We start from the raw sequence: 14,108 nt of genomic DNA on the forward strand, positions 1-14,108 counted from the left end.
CCAGTAAGAGATGAAAGGGCTATTTAAAGGACTAAAATATACATTAAGCAATTTGAGTAAAAAGAAGGTGACGTATGATTATCCTAATCAACCGTTGCCATTGCCAGATCGTTTTCGAGGGATTCAAAAGTTTTATCCAGAAAAGTGTATTGTTTGTAATCAGTGCTCCAATATTTGTCCGACAGACTGTATTCAGTTAACGGGGAAAAAACATCCGGATCCTACGAAAAAAGGAAAAATTATCGATACGTACGATATTAATTTTGAAATTTGTATTCTTTGTGATTTATGTACAGAAGTTTGTCCGACAGAGGCGATCGTTATGACAAATAACTTTGAACTCGCGGAATATTCACGGGATGACTTATTCAAAAATTTGCAGTGGCTTGATGAAAACGACGAAAACGTCAGGAAGGAGAATAAAGCATGAATGGCGAGTTTATAGCATTCTTTATACTATCCTTGTCTGCAATTATCGGCGGCGTTCTTATGTTGAATTTAACGAAGGTCATGCATATGATGCTAGCTCTCGTTCTAACATTTCTCAGCATTGCAGGTTTGTACTTTCTGTTATCAGCTGAATTTATCGGGGTTGCGCAAATTTTACTTTACTCGGGTGCGATCACAATTATTATGATTTTTGGCATTATGTTAACGAAACATAACGCAGAAAATGAATCACGTCTTACTCTTCGAAAATGGATTATCTTCTTTGCGGTTGTAGCATTTGGGGCAGTTATGTATTTCGCTGTTAACAATATTGATTTTGCAAATGAAAGCACACAAGGAAGTTTACCTCTCCATGAAAAAAACACACTTCAAATCGGTACACTTCTCTATTCAAAATATATTATTCCATTTGAGCTAACCTCAGTTATTTTACTTGTAGCACTTGTTGGCGCAATTATTCTTGCGAAGAAGGATGAGAAAGAGGAGGATTCCAATGAGTAGCGTTCCTGCTTCTGCATATTTAACGCTTGCGATTATTTTGTTTTGCATCGGTTTGTTTGGAGCTTTAACGAAGCGCAATACAGTGATTGTATTAGTTTGTATTGAATTAATGCTGAACGCAGCCAATTTAAATTTAGTAGCGTTTAGTAAATTAGGTTTGTTCCCAAATTTAACAGGGCAAATTTTCTCTCTGTTTACGATGGCCGTAGCAGCAGCGGAGGCGGCGGTAGGACTCGCCATTTTAATTGCTTTATATCGTAATCGTACGACAGTTCATGTAGATGAAATGGATACGCTTAAAGGATAACATTGTGACCGAAAAGGGGGAAGGAAACAATGATCGATTATGCATGGCTCATACCGCTTTTCCCGCTTGTTTCGTTTTTGTTATTAATTATATTCGGGAAGAAAATTAGAGAAGGAAGCAGTGTACTTAGTATTTTCTTCGTCTTTCTCTCCTTTATATTTGCGGTACTTGTATTAATAGAACGGTTTTCGACAGTACCAGTGAAGCATAAGTGGGTATGGCTTAGAGCTGGAGATATTGATATATCATTTGGCTTTGAAGTGACAGCATTAGGGGCTTTAATGTTGTTTATCGTTACACTTGTGAGTTTACTTGTACACGTGTATTCGAAAGGGTATATGAAAGGTGAGGAAAGATTACCAACCTTTTATGCCTATTTAGGACTCTTTACATTTGCGATGCTCGGGCTTGTTATATCACCGAATTTATTACAGCTTTATATATTTTGGGAGTTAGTCGGCCTTGGTTCGTTCTTACTCATCGGTTTTTATTTCTTTAAAGAAGAAGCGAAGGCTGCTGCGAAAAAAGCTTTTATTATGACACGTATTGGAGATGTCGGTTTATTTATTGGGATGATCTTAATTTTCTGGCATGCAGGTAGTTTTGAATATGACGCAATATTTAGAGCGATTCATACGGGTGATCTGACTCCGACAATGATTACAATAACGGCGATATTAATTTTTATCGGGGCTATGGGGAAATCAGGTCAGTTCCCGCTTCATACGTGGTTACCGGATGCGATGGAAGGGCCGACGCCTGTTTCGGCACTTATTCATGCGGCGACGATGGTCGCAGCTGGCGTATATTTAGTGGCAACGATGTTTCCGCTATTTTCAGCAAGTGCGGTGGCGATGCAGACGGTAGCAATTGTTGGAGCTTTCACTGCAATCTTTGCAGCTTCCATCGGTCTTGTACAAACGGATATAAAGAGAGTACTTGCGTATTCTACAGTTAGCCAGCTCGGGTATATGATGCTTGCACTAGGATCTGCCGGTTATGTAGCTGGTGTGTTCCATTTAACGACACACGCTTTTTTTAAAGCATTACTATTTTTGACAGCAGGAAGTGTCATTCATGCAGTGCATACGCAAAACATTAATAAAATGGGCGGCTTACAGAAGAAGATGAAAGTAACGGGTGCCTTATTTTTAATCGGTACACTTGCAATTAGTGGTGTGCCACTCCTTTCCGGCTTCTTTAGTAAAGATGAAATTTTAGCGGCAGCTTGGATGAACGGCAATTACGTTTTATTCGTCTTAGCGATAATTGCAGCATTCCTAACAGCGTTCTACATGTTCCGCCTATACTTTCTTGTCTTTACGGGGGAAGCGAAGACGAAGGAAGATGTGCATGAATCGCCCCGCATCATGACGTATCCGATGATTGTCCTTGGCGTTCTTGCAGTCGTGGCAGGCTATATAAATACACCGTGGTTTGGAACGTTTCTCGGAGATTGGCTTACGAAAGATGTAGCGTTTAAAGTGCGAGAGGGGCACGGGCCAGTTTGGATTATGATTGTTGCGACGCTCGTTTCTTTGACAGGGATTGCTCTTGCATATGTCATATATGGCAAGAAATCTATTTCTAGAGATTGGGCTGGTGGCGAGGACTCGCCTCTTTATAAACTTTTGAAAGAAAAATATTATGTGGATGAACTATACAATATGACGGTGCTCCCTATTACGAAAGGAATCGCTCATGTGCTTCGCCTATTTGAAGTGTATGTAGTCGAAGGAATTGCCATTTTAATAGGGAGTTTAGTGAAAGGGATAAGTACAATTGGCTCTAGACTCCAAAACGGAAATGTACAAGTGTACGGGACTGTAACAGCTGTTTCACTTGCAGTACTCTTCATTATTTTGCTCTATACGGGAGGGGATTTACGATGAATGATTTGTTATTAACGTTCTTCATTTTTTCCCCGCTTTTAGGAATTCTCTTACTTACATTCACACCGAAAAAAGAATCGCGTACAGTGCGAGCGCTCGGTTTATTTGGAACAGCGCTTCCATTCGGAATCGCTATCGTCCTCGCTTGTACATATGCTTCTGGAAAGAGTTTGTCTCTATTTGATGAAAAAGTGAAATGGATTACATTTGGGGATTTTGCAGCGGTGGATAAAAGGTGGTTTTCCATTTATTACGAGCTCGGTATTGATGGTTTATCGCTCGTTATGATGGTACTGACGGCCCTTCTAGCGATGCTTGCAGCAATTGCAGCATTCACTATTAAAAGAAACTTGAAAGCATTTTATATGCTGTTACTCATGTTAGAAATAGGGATGCTCGGTGTCTTCGCTGCTCAAAATTTAATGTTGTTCTTTATCTTCTTTGAAATTACATTGCCACCGATGTTTTTATTAATTGGGAAGTGGGGGAAATTGTCGAGTGAAAAGGCTGCTTATAGTTATTTAATATATAACGGTATTGGCTCCGCGATTTTGCTCATCGTTTTCTCGGTTTTATTTGCGAAAACAGGTACAACCAATATTACAGAGCTTAAAGAAATATTAACGAGTGTAGGTGCTGGCGGAGGAATGGCTGTCCCAAATAGCTTACAGTTCGGCTTGTTTCTTAGCATAATGATCGCTTTTGCGATTAAACTACCCGTTTTCCCGTTACATCGCTGGATGGTCAATGTGCATATTGAAGCACATCCGGCTGTAGTTATGCTTCATGCAGGTGTTTTACTGAAGATTGGAGCATACGGTATAATCCGCTTCGGACAGGGACTATTCCCGGAATACTTTCGCGAGTTTGCAACGCTCATTGCGATTTTAGGAGTCATCAATTTATTGTACGGAGCCTTCTTAGCGCTCATTCAAACGGACTTCCGGAAGGTGCTTGCTTACTCTAGTATTTCACATATGGGTATTGTATTAATGGGCCTTGGGGCGTTAAATGCACCAGGTACACAAGGCGCTCTATTCCAAGTTGTTTCGCACGGTTTAATTGCGGCCTTACTCTTTTTCTTACTTGGTGTTATAGAACAACGCTTTGGAACGTCGGATATTACAGCGCTTGGCGGACTTGCAAAAAGTGTACCGGTACTTAGCGGATTCTTCTTAGCGGGAGGAATGGCATCGCTTGGATTGCCGGGGATGTCCGGATTTGTTAGCGAATTTCTTGCCTTTCTCGGTTTATTCCAAGGAGAGCCAGTTATTGCAGCGGCCGGAGTACTTGGCATCATTTTAACCGCTGTATACGTATTAAGAGCAACGCTGCAAGTAACATTTGGTAAGAAAGAGTGGGAAGCGAAAGCTGATATACACGGTTGGGAGTATGTTCCTATATTGCTACTTATCTTTTGCATTATTGCAATTGGCGTAATACCAGAAATACTAGGGGATCCGCTTCAAAATACGTTGAAAACATTGGGGGTGAAGTAGGATGGATATGAATACGTTACTTAGCTTATCGTGGCATCTCATGGTGCCAGAATTCATTATTCTCGGGGCTGCCATCCTTCTTTCCATATGTGATTTGTTTTTTAAGCTGAACCATAGATACGTAGCACTTGGTGCAATCGCGTCGGTCGTGTTAGCAATCGTGTCGCTAATTACGCTATATAGCGAACCAACGGGAGATATTTTAAATGGATCGTTTGTGTTAGATGGATTTTCAAAAGGATTTAAAACGTTGTTGTTAGGTGGGGCGGCCCTCATTTTATGCATCGCAATGAGCGATGATAAGAAAAATCCAATTGAAGATAAGGGAGAATATTATTATTTATTTTTAATGGCGCTTCTTGGGGCGATGTTTATGGCTTCTAGCGTTGATTTCATTACACTTTTCGTCGGTTTAGAATTGCTTTCACTTTCTTCCTACATTTTAGTAGGAATACGAAAAAAGAACCTTACATCAAATGAGGCAGCAATGAAATATGTCATTAATGGAGGAATTGGAACGGCAATTACGCTCTTTGGAATGAGTTATTTATACGGCATTACAGGATCAACTAATATCGTGGATATGCAAAAGGTATTTGCTGGGGAACTGGCTGGTGGCATTCAGTTATTGCTAGCTCTTGCATTTCTATTATTACTCGTTGGGCTCTCATTCAAAATTGCGACAGTGCCGTTTCATATGTGGGCGCCTGATGTATATGAGGGAGCGGCTACACCTGTTACTGCTTTTCTTGGAACGATTTCTAAAATTGCGGGGTTCTTACTCATTATTCGTTTGTTCCTCATGGTTTTTGCAAGTGTATCGGTGCAAGGAGACACGCAATCTCTATACGGACGTATGAGCATATACATCGCTGTGTTAGCTAGTATTACGATGATTATTGGAAATGTAGTCGCATTAAAGCAATATAACGTAAAACGCCTATTTGCTTATTCAGGAATCGCGCATGCAGGATATTTACTCGTACCGCTTGTCGCATTATCACCATTTACGATGGATAGCATGTGGTTTTACATGCTTGCGTATATGCTTATGAATATAGGCGCGTTTGCAATTATCCACGGCTTAATCTTACAAAGCGACAAAGAAAACATCACCATTTTCACCGGATTATATAAAAGGTCGCCATTTACAGCAATCGTGATGACGATTTTTATTTTATCGCTAGCGGGGATACCAGGAACAGCTGGTTTCATTGGGAAAATTAACATCTTTTTAGGGGCCCTTCATGTAGAGCCAGCTCATTACGTACTAGCTTCTATTATGATGGGGACGACAGTCATTTCATTCGTATATTATTTCCGTATTTTACAGCAAATGTTTTTCCGTACAGGAGAAGTAGAAGAGAAAATTCGTTTGCCACTCAACATAAAGGTTGTGATGAGCCTTTGCGCAATTTCGATTGTAATACTAGGGATTATGCCGATGATTGGGTACAATTTCTTTTATGAATATTTTCCATTAATGAAAGATTTCTTCTTCTTAGGGAACGTGGTACAATAGTGAAAATAAAAGGTGTGGAGTCGTTACTCTGCGCTTTTTATTTTGTGTGAACTACGATTGAAAATGCATATAAGTATACGCTTTTAAAGAGAAAATTACGATGTAAAATGTAAGATGCTTATTTGTATTTGAAAAAGTGTGGCTCCTACTTATTATGGTATCGTTTTTATATGATTTCGTAAGTAGTAGCTAGGTAAAAAGGAGTCGGTTTTTTGGCACATCTTTTAGGGCAACAAGCACTGATTGCCATCGTTTCGCATTTATTGTTTATTACCATTACGTGGTGGGCCTTACAAGGTATTCACATTGAGCGTTTAATGAAGCCTGGAAAGGTGATGCAGACGAGAGTATTACTCATCTTAATTACAATTGCAATTGGGACATCTGTAAGTAACTTTTTCCTTGATTATTTAGGCTATTCAAAGAGTTTAACGTATTTAGTAAAGTAAGTGTATAGAACCTCATATCTCCGTTAACAATGGGGATAGGAGGGGATGAAATTGAAGCTTAAAGCCATTCTTATTGTTGCATTAAGTGTTGTTTTATTTTTGGTTGGGTATAGAGAGATGAAACCAATGAGCGATGAACAGAAGATGGAGAGCATGATCGCAGCTGTAGAGAAAAATGATGCTAAAGTAGAGAAATGGTCATGGCTAGCGCGAGAAACAAAAACGATTTCTAATATACATACGTTTCAAAAGTTGTTAAACGATGTGAAGGACAAGGCAAATATTCAAAAGTGGGAATTAGAGCAATCTCCAGATGGATATAAAGCTACATCCTATAAAAAGTTTTCTTCTTATGAAGAACGAGTAGTAGTAACTTGGAGTAAGGAAAATACTAAAGAAAACACTTTCATTATTTTTGAAGTGAGCGGGGCAAAATGGGACCCGAAGTACATTCAGAAAACGAATAAAATTTTTAGTGAAAAACCTATAATTTACACTTGTGTTCAAGGTGCACTGAATGATAAGATTGAAGGTGTTTTGCAAAATAAAACCAATCAGGTTTTGAAAGATCTTTCAGCAAGAGCGATCGAACAGATAGAAGAAAGAGCATTTGTGTCAGTCTCCGCATACAATAAAAAGTGGGATGACGCTCTTTCAACAAATAGAGAGAAAATAAATGTGCAAATAGCAATACGTTCTACAGACAACAAAGATACAATTGTGGTTGGCACACCGATCATAACTTCTGAGTATTGAGTGAATAGATACTGAAAAAAGGACACGGAGGGGAATAATTTGGAAAAGATCATCGTCCGTGGCGGAAAGCGGTTAAACGGCACAGTGCGTGTTGAGGGCGCAAAAAATGCTGTATTACCTATAATCGCTGCAGCCCTATTAGCGAGTGATGGAAAGAATGTACTATCTGAAGTACCAGTTTTGTCTGATGTATACACAATTAATGAGGTATTACGTCATTTAAATGCTGAAGTCGTATTTGAAAATAACCAAGTAACAATCGATGCTTCTAAAGAGCTAAACATTGAAGCACCATTTGAATATGTACGTAAAATGCGTGCATCTGTTCAAGTAATGGGACCTTTATTAGCACGTAACGGTCGTGCTCGTATTGCACTTCCTGGTGGATGTGCAATTGGTTCACGTCCAATTGACCAACATTTAAAAGGCTTCGAAGCAATGGGAGCAAAAGTACAGGTTGGTAACGGTTTTGTTGAGGCATACGTTGAGGGAGAACTAAAAGGAGCTAAAATTTATTTAGACTTCCCAAGCGTGGGCGCGACAGAAAACATTATGTCTGCAGCTACATTAGCAAAAGGGACAACAATCCTTGAAAACGCAGCGAAAGAACCAGAAATCGTTGACTTAGCTAACTTCTTAAATGCGATGGGAGCGAAAGTACGCGGAGCTGGAACTGGAACGATTCGTATCGAAGGCGTTGATAAATTATATGGTGCAAACCACTCTATTATTCCTGACCGTATTGAAGCGGGAACATTCATGGTTGCAGCGGCAATTACTGGTGGAGACATCTTAATTGAAAATGCTGTGCCTGAACATTTACGCTCAATTACAGCGAAAATGGAAGAAATGGGTGTTAAAATTATTGAGGAAAATGAAGGTGTACGTGTTATCGGCCCAGATAAGTTAAAAGCGGTTGATATTAAAACTATGCCTCACCCAGGTTTCCCAACAGACATGCAATCACAAATGATGGCATTATTACTACAAGCTGATGGAACAAGTATGATTACAGAAACGGTATTCGAAAACCGCTTTATGCACGTTGAAGAATTCCGTCGTATGAATGCTGATATTAAAATCGAAGGTCGTTCTGTTATTATGAACGGTCCAAACAGCTTACAAGGTGCTGAAGTAGCAGCAACTGATTTACGTGCTGCAGCTGCATTAATCTTAGCTGGTTTAGTATCAGAAGGTTACACTCGTGTAACTGAGTTAAAACATCTTGACCGTGGCTATGTAAACTTCCATAAGAAATTAGCTGCATTAGGTGCAACTATTGAACGTGTAAACGAAAAAGTAGAAGAAGTGAAAGAACAAGAAGTTTCTGATCTTCATGCTTAATTGAAATAGTCTCTATGTCTTTTGACATAGGGGCTATTTTTTTGGGCTTATTACTGTTATAGTCAAGAAATTCTATACTTATGCACGTACCAGTAAAAATATTTAGAAAATTTTTGTTTTAAATTGGCCCCCTTAAGTATGTTCTAAAAGAAAGAGTTGTTCCATAAGAATGAATGGAGTAAAGCTTTTTTTATCCCGCTTTAATGGGCAGTAAGACCCCCACCTCAAAATTCAGCAAAAGCAAAGAAGTTAGGTGGGGGATCAACTGCCCATAAAAGCCCGATTGGTTCAACTAATAATCAGTGGGGGATGAAGGAAACCCCCACTGATTAAAGTTTCACTTTATATTGGGGGAAATAAGATGAAATTTTCAAAGCCACTTTTTATTACAGTAGCGCTTCTCATAGCGCTCGTTATCATTGTACCTGCTGCTCTTGTGATTCCGTTTGCGAAAGCAAAAGTAGAGGGAAAAGCAGCTTCTAAAACTCCTCCAGCGATAGAAAGTATACCAGCTCCAGGAAAAGTGGATACAGCGGTTCAAGTTGCTGTATATCGCGAGAAACAAAAGAAGGTAGAGTCATTACCTATGGAGGAGTATGTGACCGGTGTAGTAGCTTCTGAGATGAATGCCAGTTTTGAAATAGAGGCGCTAAAGGCGCAGGCATTAGCAGCGAGAACATTTGTCGTGCAGCGTATGCTAAGCGGAGGTAAGAAAAACAATGCGGACGTGACAGATACGGTGAAAGATCAAGTGTACAAAAGCAAAGAAGAATTGAAAAAACAATGGGGCAATAACTACGAAAATAATTTGAAGAAAATCGAAGAAGCTGTTTCGAAAACCGCAGGACAAGTTTTAACGTATGACGGAAAGCCAATCTCAGCATCATTCTTCTCAACGAGTAATGGCCGGACAGAAAATGCAGCCGATTACTGGGGAAATGATTATCCGTACTTAAAGAGTGTAGATAGCCCGTGGGATCAAGCTTCTCCGAAATTTACGAGCGAGCAAACCTTTACCGTAGCTGATTTTCAAAAACGTCTCGGTGTGAAAGTGCTAGCAGACGGAAAAGTTGGTGATATTAAAGGGCGTACAGAAGGAAAACGTGTAAAAGAAGTAGCGTTTCAAGGGAAAACATTAACCGGAAGAGATGTACGTGACAAATTGGAGTTACGCTCTTCTGACTTCACGTGGAAACAAGATGGAGATAAAATCATTGTTACGACGAAAGGCTTCGGCCACGGCGTTGGTATGAGCCAATACGGCGCGAATGGCATGGCGGCGGAAGGTAAGAAATATACAGATATCGTCGCTCATTACTATAAAGGCGTTGAAATAAAGACGATGAACGATTATGAAGGTAAGTTGATGGTGAAGAAGTAGGTGTCAGGGTCTCCTGGCACCTGCTTTTTGTTTAAAATATCATAATTTTCCATTAATTGTTTGGTATAATAGGATAAAAAGTATTTGGGGGAGACAAAATGGCGTTACTGGAGTTGAAACAATTAGGTAAGACGAACCAGTTACCGGCAGTTGAACTGAAGGTTGAGAAGGGGCAATGTGTTGTTTTGCAATGTAATAACCATACAGCTAAAGTGTTACACCGTATTATTATTGGTGCGGAAGAAGCTTCAACTGGCAATGTGCTATTTGAGGGAGAGTCGATTGGAAAGAAAAACTATTCTCGCATCGGCTTTTGTTTTTTGAAAGATGAGGCATATGATCGTTTGAAGGTGAAGGAATACTTTAAGTTTTTAATAGGGCTCTATGAATCGAATATGAGTATAGAAGAAGTTGTACAATATGTCGGCCTTTTAGATAAATTAAACGTTAAAATAGAAAAACTATCATTTTCAGAGAAACGTCGTCTTCATATTGGGCGAGTTATGATTCATAATCCGGATTTAGTTATTTTGGAAGAACCAGAGCAAAATGTAGATACAGAGAGTACGATTGTGATTCGAAAAGCAATTATGAAAATGAAAGAGCAAGGAAAGGCGATTTTTATTACATCATCTTTCCTATCGGACGCTCTTTCGTTAACAGAAGATGTATACATATTAAACAATGATGGTGTGAAAAAAGTAGAAATTGAACAAGAGGAAGCAGAAGAGGTCGATGAAGAAAAAGTCGTTCAATTGATTCCGCAAATGAAGTTAGAAAGAATACCAGCGAAAGTAAACGATAAAATCATCTTATTAGACCCAATGGAAATCCATTTCATTGAAACGCAAAACGGAGTAACCCATATTCACGTTCGTGAAGGTGATTTCGTATGCGCATTAACATTAAGTGAACTAGAATCAAGATTAACAGGTTTTGGTTTCTTTAGATGTCATCGCTCGTATCTTGTGAATTTGCAAAGAGTACGAGAAGTAATTACTTGGACTCGTAACAGTTTCAGCTTAATTTTAGACGACGAAAGAAAAAGTTCAATTCCGCTTTCGAAAGGACGAATGGATGAGTTGAAAGGTGTAATTGGGCTATAAAAAGTGCTCCAATAAGCTCAAAATACGATCCATTCACCGGTAAAAATACTCCTTTTACCGGTATTTTACTGCGTAAACCCTTTGATTTTCATATGATTGAGTCAAGAAAAGCGAAACAAACAAACGAAAAGCGCTAAAGCGACTTTCATCTATAAAAGAAAAAACAAAGGGGATGACGAGATGACATTGGCAATTGAAATGAAAGATGTAATGAAAAGTTTCAACGAAAAAACAGCACTTCGAAATGTAAATATTGAGGTGAAGCAAGGAGAGATTTTCGGATTCCTCGGACCGAGTGGCTCTGGGAAAACGACAACAGTAAAAATTTTAACTTCTCAATTACTTCATAGCGTTGGAACGGTAAAAGTATTAGGGAAAGATATTACAGGGCCAAGCAGCATCGATTATAAACGAATTGGTATTTTAACAGACAACAGCGGTTTATATGAGAGACTTAGCATTTATGATAATCTACTATTATTTTGTGACTTATACGATTGCAAAAAAGAACGAATCGATGAAGTACTAGCGCAAGTAAACTTATTAGATGATAAAAAAACATTAGTAAAGAAACTATCAAAGGGAATGAAGCAGCGCGTTACATTAGCTAGAGCAATCCTTCATAAACCAGATATCCTCTTCTTAGACGAACCAACATCTGCACTCGATCCAGTTAACGTACAAAACATTCATAAAGTCTTAAAAGATTTAAATAAAGAAGGAACGACGATTTTCTTAACGACTCACAATATGGAAGAAGCAGAGACGCTTTGTAACCGCATCGCCTTTCTATGTGGCGGAGAAATTGTAGCGCTTGATACACCGGAGAACCTTCGCTTACAATACGCGAAAGATCAAATACAAGTCGTATTAAAAGATAAGCAAAAAGAAGTGGTGCAAAAAGATGAATTAGGTGCAAAACGTATTTCAGAATGGATGAAAAAAGGTGAATTACTATCCATTCATTCACACGAACCAACGCTAGGCGATATCTTTATTGAAGTTACTGGGAGGGGATTATAATGACATTTTCAATGAGAAGATTTTCAGCTATTTTTCGGAAAGAGGTACAGGATATTAAAGCAAATGCATCTGTACTCGTAATGGCGGCACTGCCACTCGTATTTTCTTTTGTTTATCAACAGATGGATGGACCGAAAGAGCAAATCGCTAATATGGTAACTTTAATGGCTTTAACAATGGTAGGAAGCTTTGTTCAAGCAGCTTTAATTGCGGAGGAAAAAGAAAAACAAACGCTACGTGTAATGATGTTATCTCCAGCATCAACGTTAGAAGTATTGCTAGGAAAAAGCGCATTAACAGCTCTTATTACATTCGTAATTTGTATTAGTAACTTTGCGATTTTAGGTGTAATAAAGGGGAATATGGTTTTAATTGCTCTATTTTTACTTGTTAGTATATTTTTCTTCCTTATGTTAGGTACGGGGATTGGATTAATAGCTAAAACAACGGCGTCAACATCAGTAGTAGGTATGCCGATTCTATTTGTTTTTTTTCTAGCTCCAATGTTAGGCGGATTTATTAAAAGTGAGTTTGTAAAAAAGGCAATCGATTTCCTTCCAACGAAGCATCTTGCGGACGCAATGCCGAAATTGCTGGCTGGAAAAGGATTTTCGACTGTTAGTGGTGATTTAATCAATATTATAATTTGGTGTGTGCTTTCCATTATTCTTTGTATTGTAGTTTACAAAAAGAAACAAATGGACTAAAAACTGAGCCAAAACGCTCAGTTTTTTCTTTTTTCTATCATTTCCTCGGAAATTTTACAATTCTTATACATATTTTTACATATTTTGTCGAAAAGTAATTAGTTATAGGTTGTATAGGATGCGTGAATATTGTTCAAAATGATTGCTGAGGTGATGATGGAATGCGAGGAAGAAATAATAAAAAGTCGCAAAAGGTAGTACATTTATTTCAAAAAAGATGGGTATTTCCGGCACTATACATTGCTTGTGCAGCGGTAATTTTAATGGTTGCGCTATGGTTCCAAGGAGCTAATCCGAAGAAGACTCCGAACCAAGATCAAGCAACGCCGTATACACAAACGGAAGATCCAGCAGTACCAGTAACGAAGTCTTCAGAAGTAGTGAAAATGCCAGCTCCTGCTAATGCGGAAGTAGTTGTACAGAAGAAGTTCTATGAAGATGCAGCAACTGAGGCGGAACAAGAAAAAGCACTTGTCTTTTATAACAACACATATTCCCCGAACAAAGGAATTGACATTGCTGCGAAGAATGGAAAAGAATTCAATGTTACAGCTGCTTTAAGTGGTACAGTAACGAAAGCTGAAAAAGATTCACTTCTTGGTTATGTTGTAACAGTTGATAGCGGAAATGGTGTAGCAGCTTCTTATCAAAGCTTAGGCAGTGTGAAAGTAGAAAAAGGTGCACGAGTTGTACAAGGTGAAGTATTAGGAAAATCCGGTCTAAGTGCAATGAATAAAGAAGCAGGTTCTCACGTTCACTTTGAAGTACGTAAAGACAATGTGGCTGTGAACCCTGAGCGCTACTTAAATAAGTCAGTAGCAGAAATTAAAGCTGATGCAGGTGCTGCAAAGGCAACGAACGCTTCTGGTAAAAAAGCTGATGACAAATCTCAAAAAGAAGAAAAGTCAACGAGCACGAAACCAGAAAGTAAAACAGAAGACAAGTCTCAAAAAGAAGAGAAATCAACTAGCGGTTCAACTAGTGACAAAAAAGAAGAACCGAAGAAAGAAGAAAAATCAACAAATGGTTCTACAGAATCATCTAACAGTTCTTCTTCACAAGAATAAGAAAGTGAAAAAATCAGTTCTCACTAGGAGAGCTGATTTTTTTATTTTCATATAAAAATACTCAATTTCGAGAAAAAAGTTGCAATAACAAGGAAAAATGACGA

14 protein-coding genes are annotated in these 14,108 nt (G+C 38.7%); all 14 read left to right on the plus strand.

Annotation, left to right across the window (positions count from 1 at the left end):
• Positions 1 to 10: 10 nt before the first annotated feature.
• The 14 genes from nuoI (at position 11) to spoIIQ (ending at position 14,004) form a co-directional block, all read left to right on the plus strand.
• Positions 11 to 430 (plus strand): NADH-quinone oxidoreductase subunit NuoI, encoded by a 420-nt coding sequence (nuoI, locus tag RTP99_RS12685; RefSeq protein WP_000677191.1) that lies wholly within the window; start codon positions 11 to 13, stop codon positions 428 to 430.
• A complete protein-coding gene (locus RTP99_RS12690) occupies positions 427 to 951 on the plus strand; it encodes an NADH-quinone oxidoreductase subunit J (protein WP_001012803.1) in 525 nt (174 codons plus the stop codon). The genes nuoI and RTP99_RS12690 overlap by 4 nt, the downstream gene beginning before the upstream one ends.
• On the plus strand, positions 944 to 1,258 hold the full coding sequence (gene nuoK / locus RTP99_RS12695) for an NADH-quinone oxidoreductase subunit NuoK (RefSeq protein ID WP_000100078.1): 315 nt from the start codon (positions 944 to 946) through the stop codon (positions 1,256 to 1,258). Before RTP99_RS12690 ends, nuoK begins: the two co-directional genes overlap by 8 nt.
• Positions 1,259 to 1,287: 29 nt before the next feature.
• Positions 1,288 to 3,150, plus strand: coding sequence for an NADH-quinone oxidoreductase subunit L (gene nuoL, locus RTP99_RS12700; protein ID WP_000568203.1), 1,863 nt, complete (start codon positions 1,288 to 1,290; stop codon positions 3,148 to 3,150).
• A complete protein-coding gene (locus RTP99_RS12705) occupies positions 3,147 to 4,649 on the plus strand; it encodes an NADH-quinone oxidoreductase subunit M (RefSeq protein ID WP_000998911.1) in 1,503 nt (500 codons plus the stop codon). Before nuoL ends, RTP99_RS12705 begins: the two co-directional genes overlap by 4 nt.
• 7 nt (positions 4,650 to 4,656) lie before the next feature.
• Positions 4,657 to 6,171, plus strand: coding sequence for an NADH-quinone oxidoreductase subunit NuoN (gene nuoN, locus RTP99_RS12710; RefSeq protein WP_041184800.1), 1,515 nt, complete (start codon positions 4,657 to 4,659; stop codon positions 6,169 to 6,171).
• Between the two features lie 212 nt (positions 6,172 to 6,383).
• Positions 6,384 to 6,620 carry a DUF1146 family protein gene (locus RTP99_RS12715; RefSeq protein ID WP_000940742.1) on the plus strand — a complete coding sequence of 79 codons (237 nt, stop codon included), beginning with the start codon at positions 6,384 to 6,386 and terminating at the stop codon, positions 6,618 to 6,620.
• 51 nt (positions 6,621 to 6,671) lie between these two features.
• Positions 6,672 to 7,376, plus strand: a complete 705-nt coding sequence (locus RTP99_RS12720) for a YwmB family TATA-box binding protein (RefSeq protein ID WP_373696331.1) — start codon at positions 6,672 to 6,674, stop codon at positions 7,374 to 7,376.
• Positions 7,377 to 7,415: 39 nt separating this feature from the next.
• Entirely contained in the window at positions 7,416 to 8,720 is a 1,305-nt protein-coding gene (gene murA, locus RTP99_RS12725) for a UDP-N-acetylglucosamine 1-carboxyvinyltransferase (protein WP_000411263.1), read from the plus strand.
• 361 nt (positions 8,721 to 9,081) lie between these two features.
• Positions 9,082 to 10,101 (plus strand): stage II sporulation protein D, encoded by a 1,020-nt coding sequence (spoIID, locus tag RTP99_RS12730; protein ID WP_000672638.1) that lies wholly within the window; start codon positions 9,082 to 9,084, stop codon positions 10,099 to 10,101.
• A gap of 98 nt (positions 10,102 to 10,199) precedes the next feature.
• Entirely contained in the window at positions 10,200 to 11,207 is a 1,008-nt protein-coding gene (locus tag RTP99_RS12735; protein WP_001185946.1) for a LytTR family transcriptional regulator DNA-binding domain-containing protein, read from the plus strand.
• 180 nt (positions 11,208 to 11,387) lie between these two features.
• On the plus strand, positions 11,388 to 12,230 hold the full coding sequence (locus tag RTP99_RS12740; protein WP_000170842.1) for an ABC transporter ATP-binding protein: 843 nt from the start codon (positions 11,388 to 11,390) through the stop codon (positions 12,228 to 12,230).
• Positions 12,230 to 12,937 carry an ABC transporter permease gene (locus tag RTP99_RS12745; protein ID WP_000144429.1) on the plus strand — a complete coding sequence of 236 codons (708 nt, stop codon included), beginning with the start codon at positions 12,230 to 12,232 and terminating at the stop codon, positions 12,935 to 12,937. Before RTP99_RS12740 ends, RTP99_RS12745 begins: the two co-directional genes overlap by 1 nt.
• A 161-nt stretch (positions 12,938 to 13,098) precedes the next feature.
• Positions 13,099 to 14,004, plus strand: coding sequence for a stage II sporulation protein SpoIIQ (spoIIQ, locus tag RTP99_RS12750; RefSeq protein WP_001214941.1), 906 nt, complete (start codon positions 13,099 to 13,101; stop codon positions 14,002 to 14,004).
• Positions 14,005 to 14,108 lie beyond the last annotated feature (104 nt).

The organism is Bacillus sp. (in: firmicutes) (genome assembly GCF_031983925.1).
GTDB lineage: Bacteria > Bacillota > Bacilli > Bacillales > Bacillaceae_G > Bacillus_A > Bacillus_A pacificus.

Bases quoted from the DNA above. Each gene is read 5' to 3' on its own strand.
- nuoL (WP_000568203.1), top strand. From the start codon at position 1,288: ATGATCGATTATGCATGGCTCATACCGCTTTTCCCGCTTGTTTCGTTT.
- nuoN (WP_041184800.1), top strand. From the start codon at position 4,657: ATGAATACGTTACTTAGCTTATCGTGGCATCTCATGGTGCCAGAATTC.
- nuoI (WP_000677191.1), top strand. From the start codon at position 11: ATGAAAGGGCTATTTAAAGGACTAAAATATACATTAAGCAATTTGAGT.
- RTP99_RS12745 (WP_000144429.1), top strand. From the start codon at position 12,230: ATGACATTTTCAATGAGAAGATTTTCAGCTATTTTTCGGAAAGAGGTA.
- spoIID (WP_000672638.1), top strand. From the start codon at position 9,082: ATGAAATTTTCAAAGCCACTTTTTATTACAGTAGCGCTTCTCATAGCG.
- spoIIQ (WP_001214941.1), top strand. From the start codon at position 13,099: ATGCGAGGAAGAAATAATAAAAAGTCGCAAAAGGTAGTACATTTATTT.
- RTP99_RS12705 (WP_000998911.1), top strand. From the start codon at position 3,147: ATGAATGATTTGTTATTAACGTTCTTCATTTTTTCCCCGCTTTTAGGA.
- RTP99_RS12690 (WP_001012803.1), top strand. From the start codon at position 427: ATGAATGGCGAGTTTATAGCATTCTTTATACTATCCTTGTCTGCAATT.
- RTP99_RS12735 (WP_001185946.1), top strand. From the start codon at position 10,200: ATGGCGTTACTGGAGTTGAAACAATTAGGTAAGACGAACCAGTTACCG.
- RTP99_RS12740 (WP_000170842.1), top strand. From the start codon at position 11,388: ATGACATTGGCAATTGAAATGAAAGATGTAATGAAAAGTTTCAACGAA.
- nuoK (WP_000100078.1), top strand. From the start codon at position 944: ATGAGTAGCGTTCCTGCTTCTGCATATTTAACGCTTGCGATTATTTTG.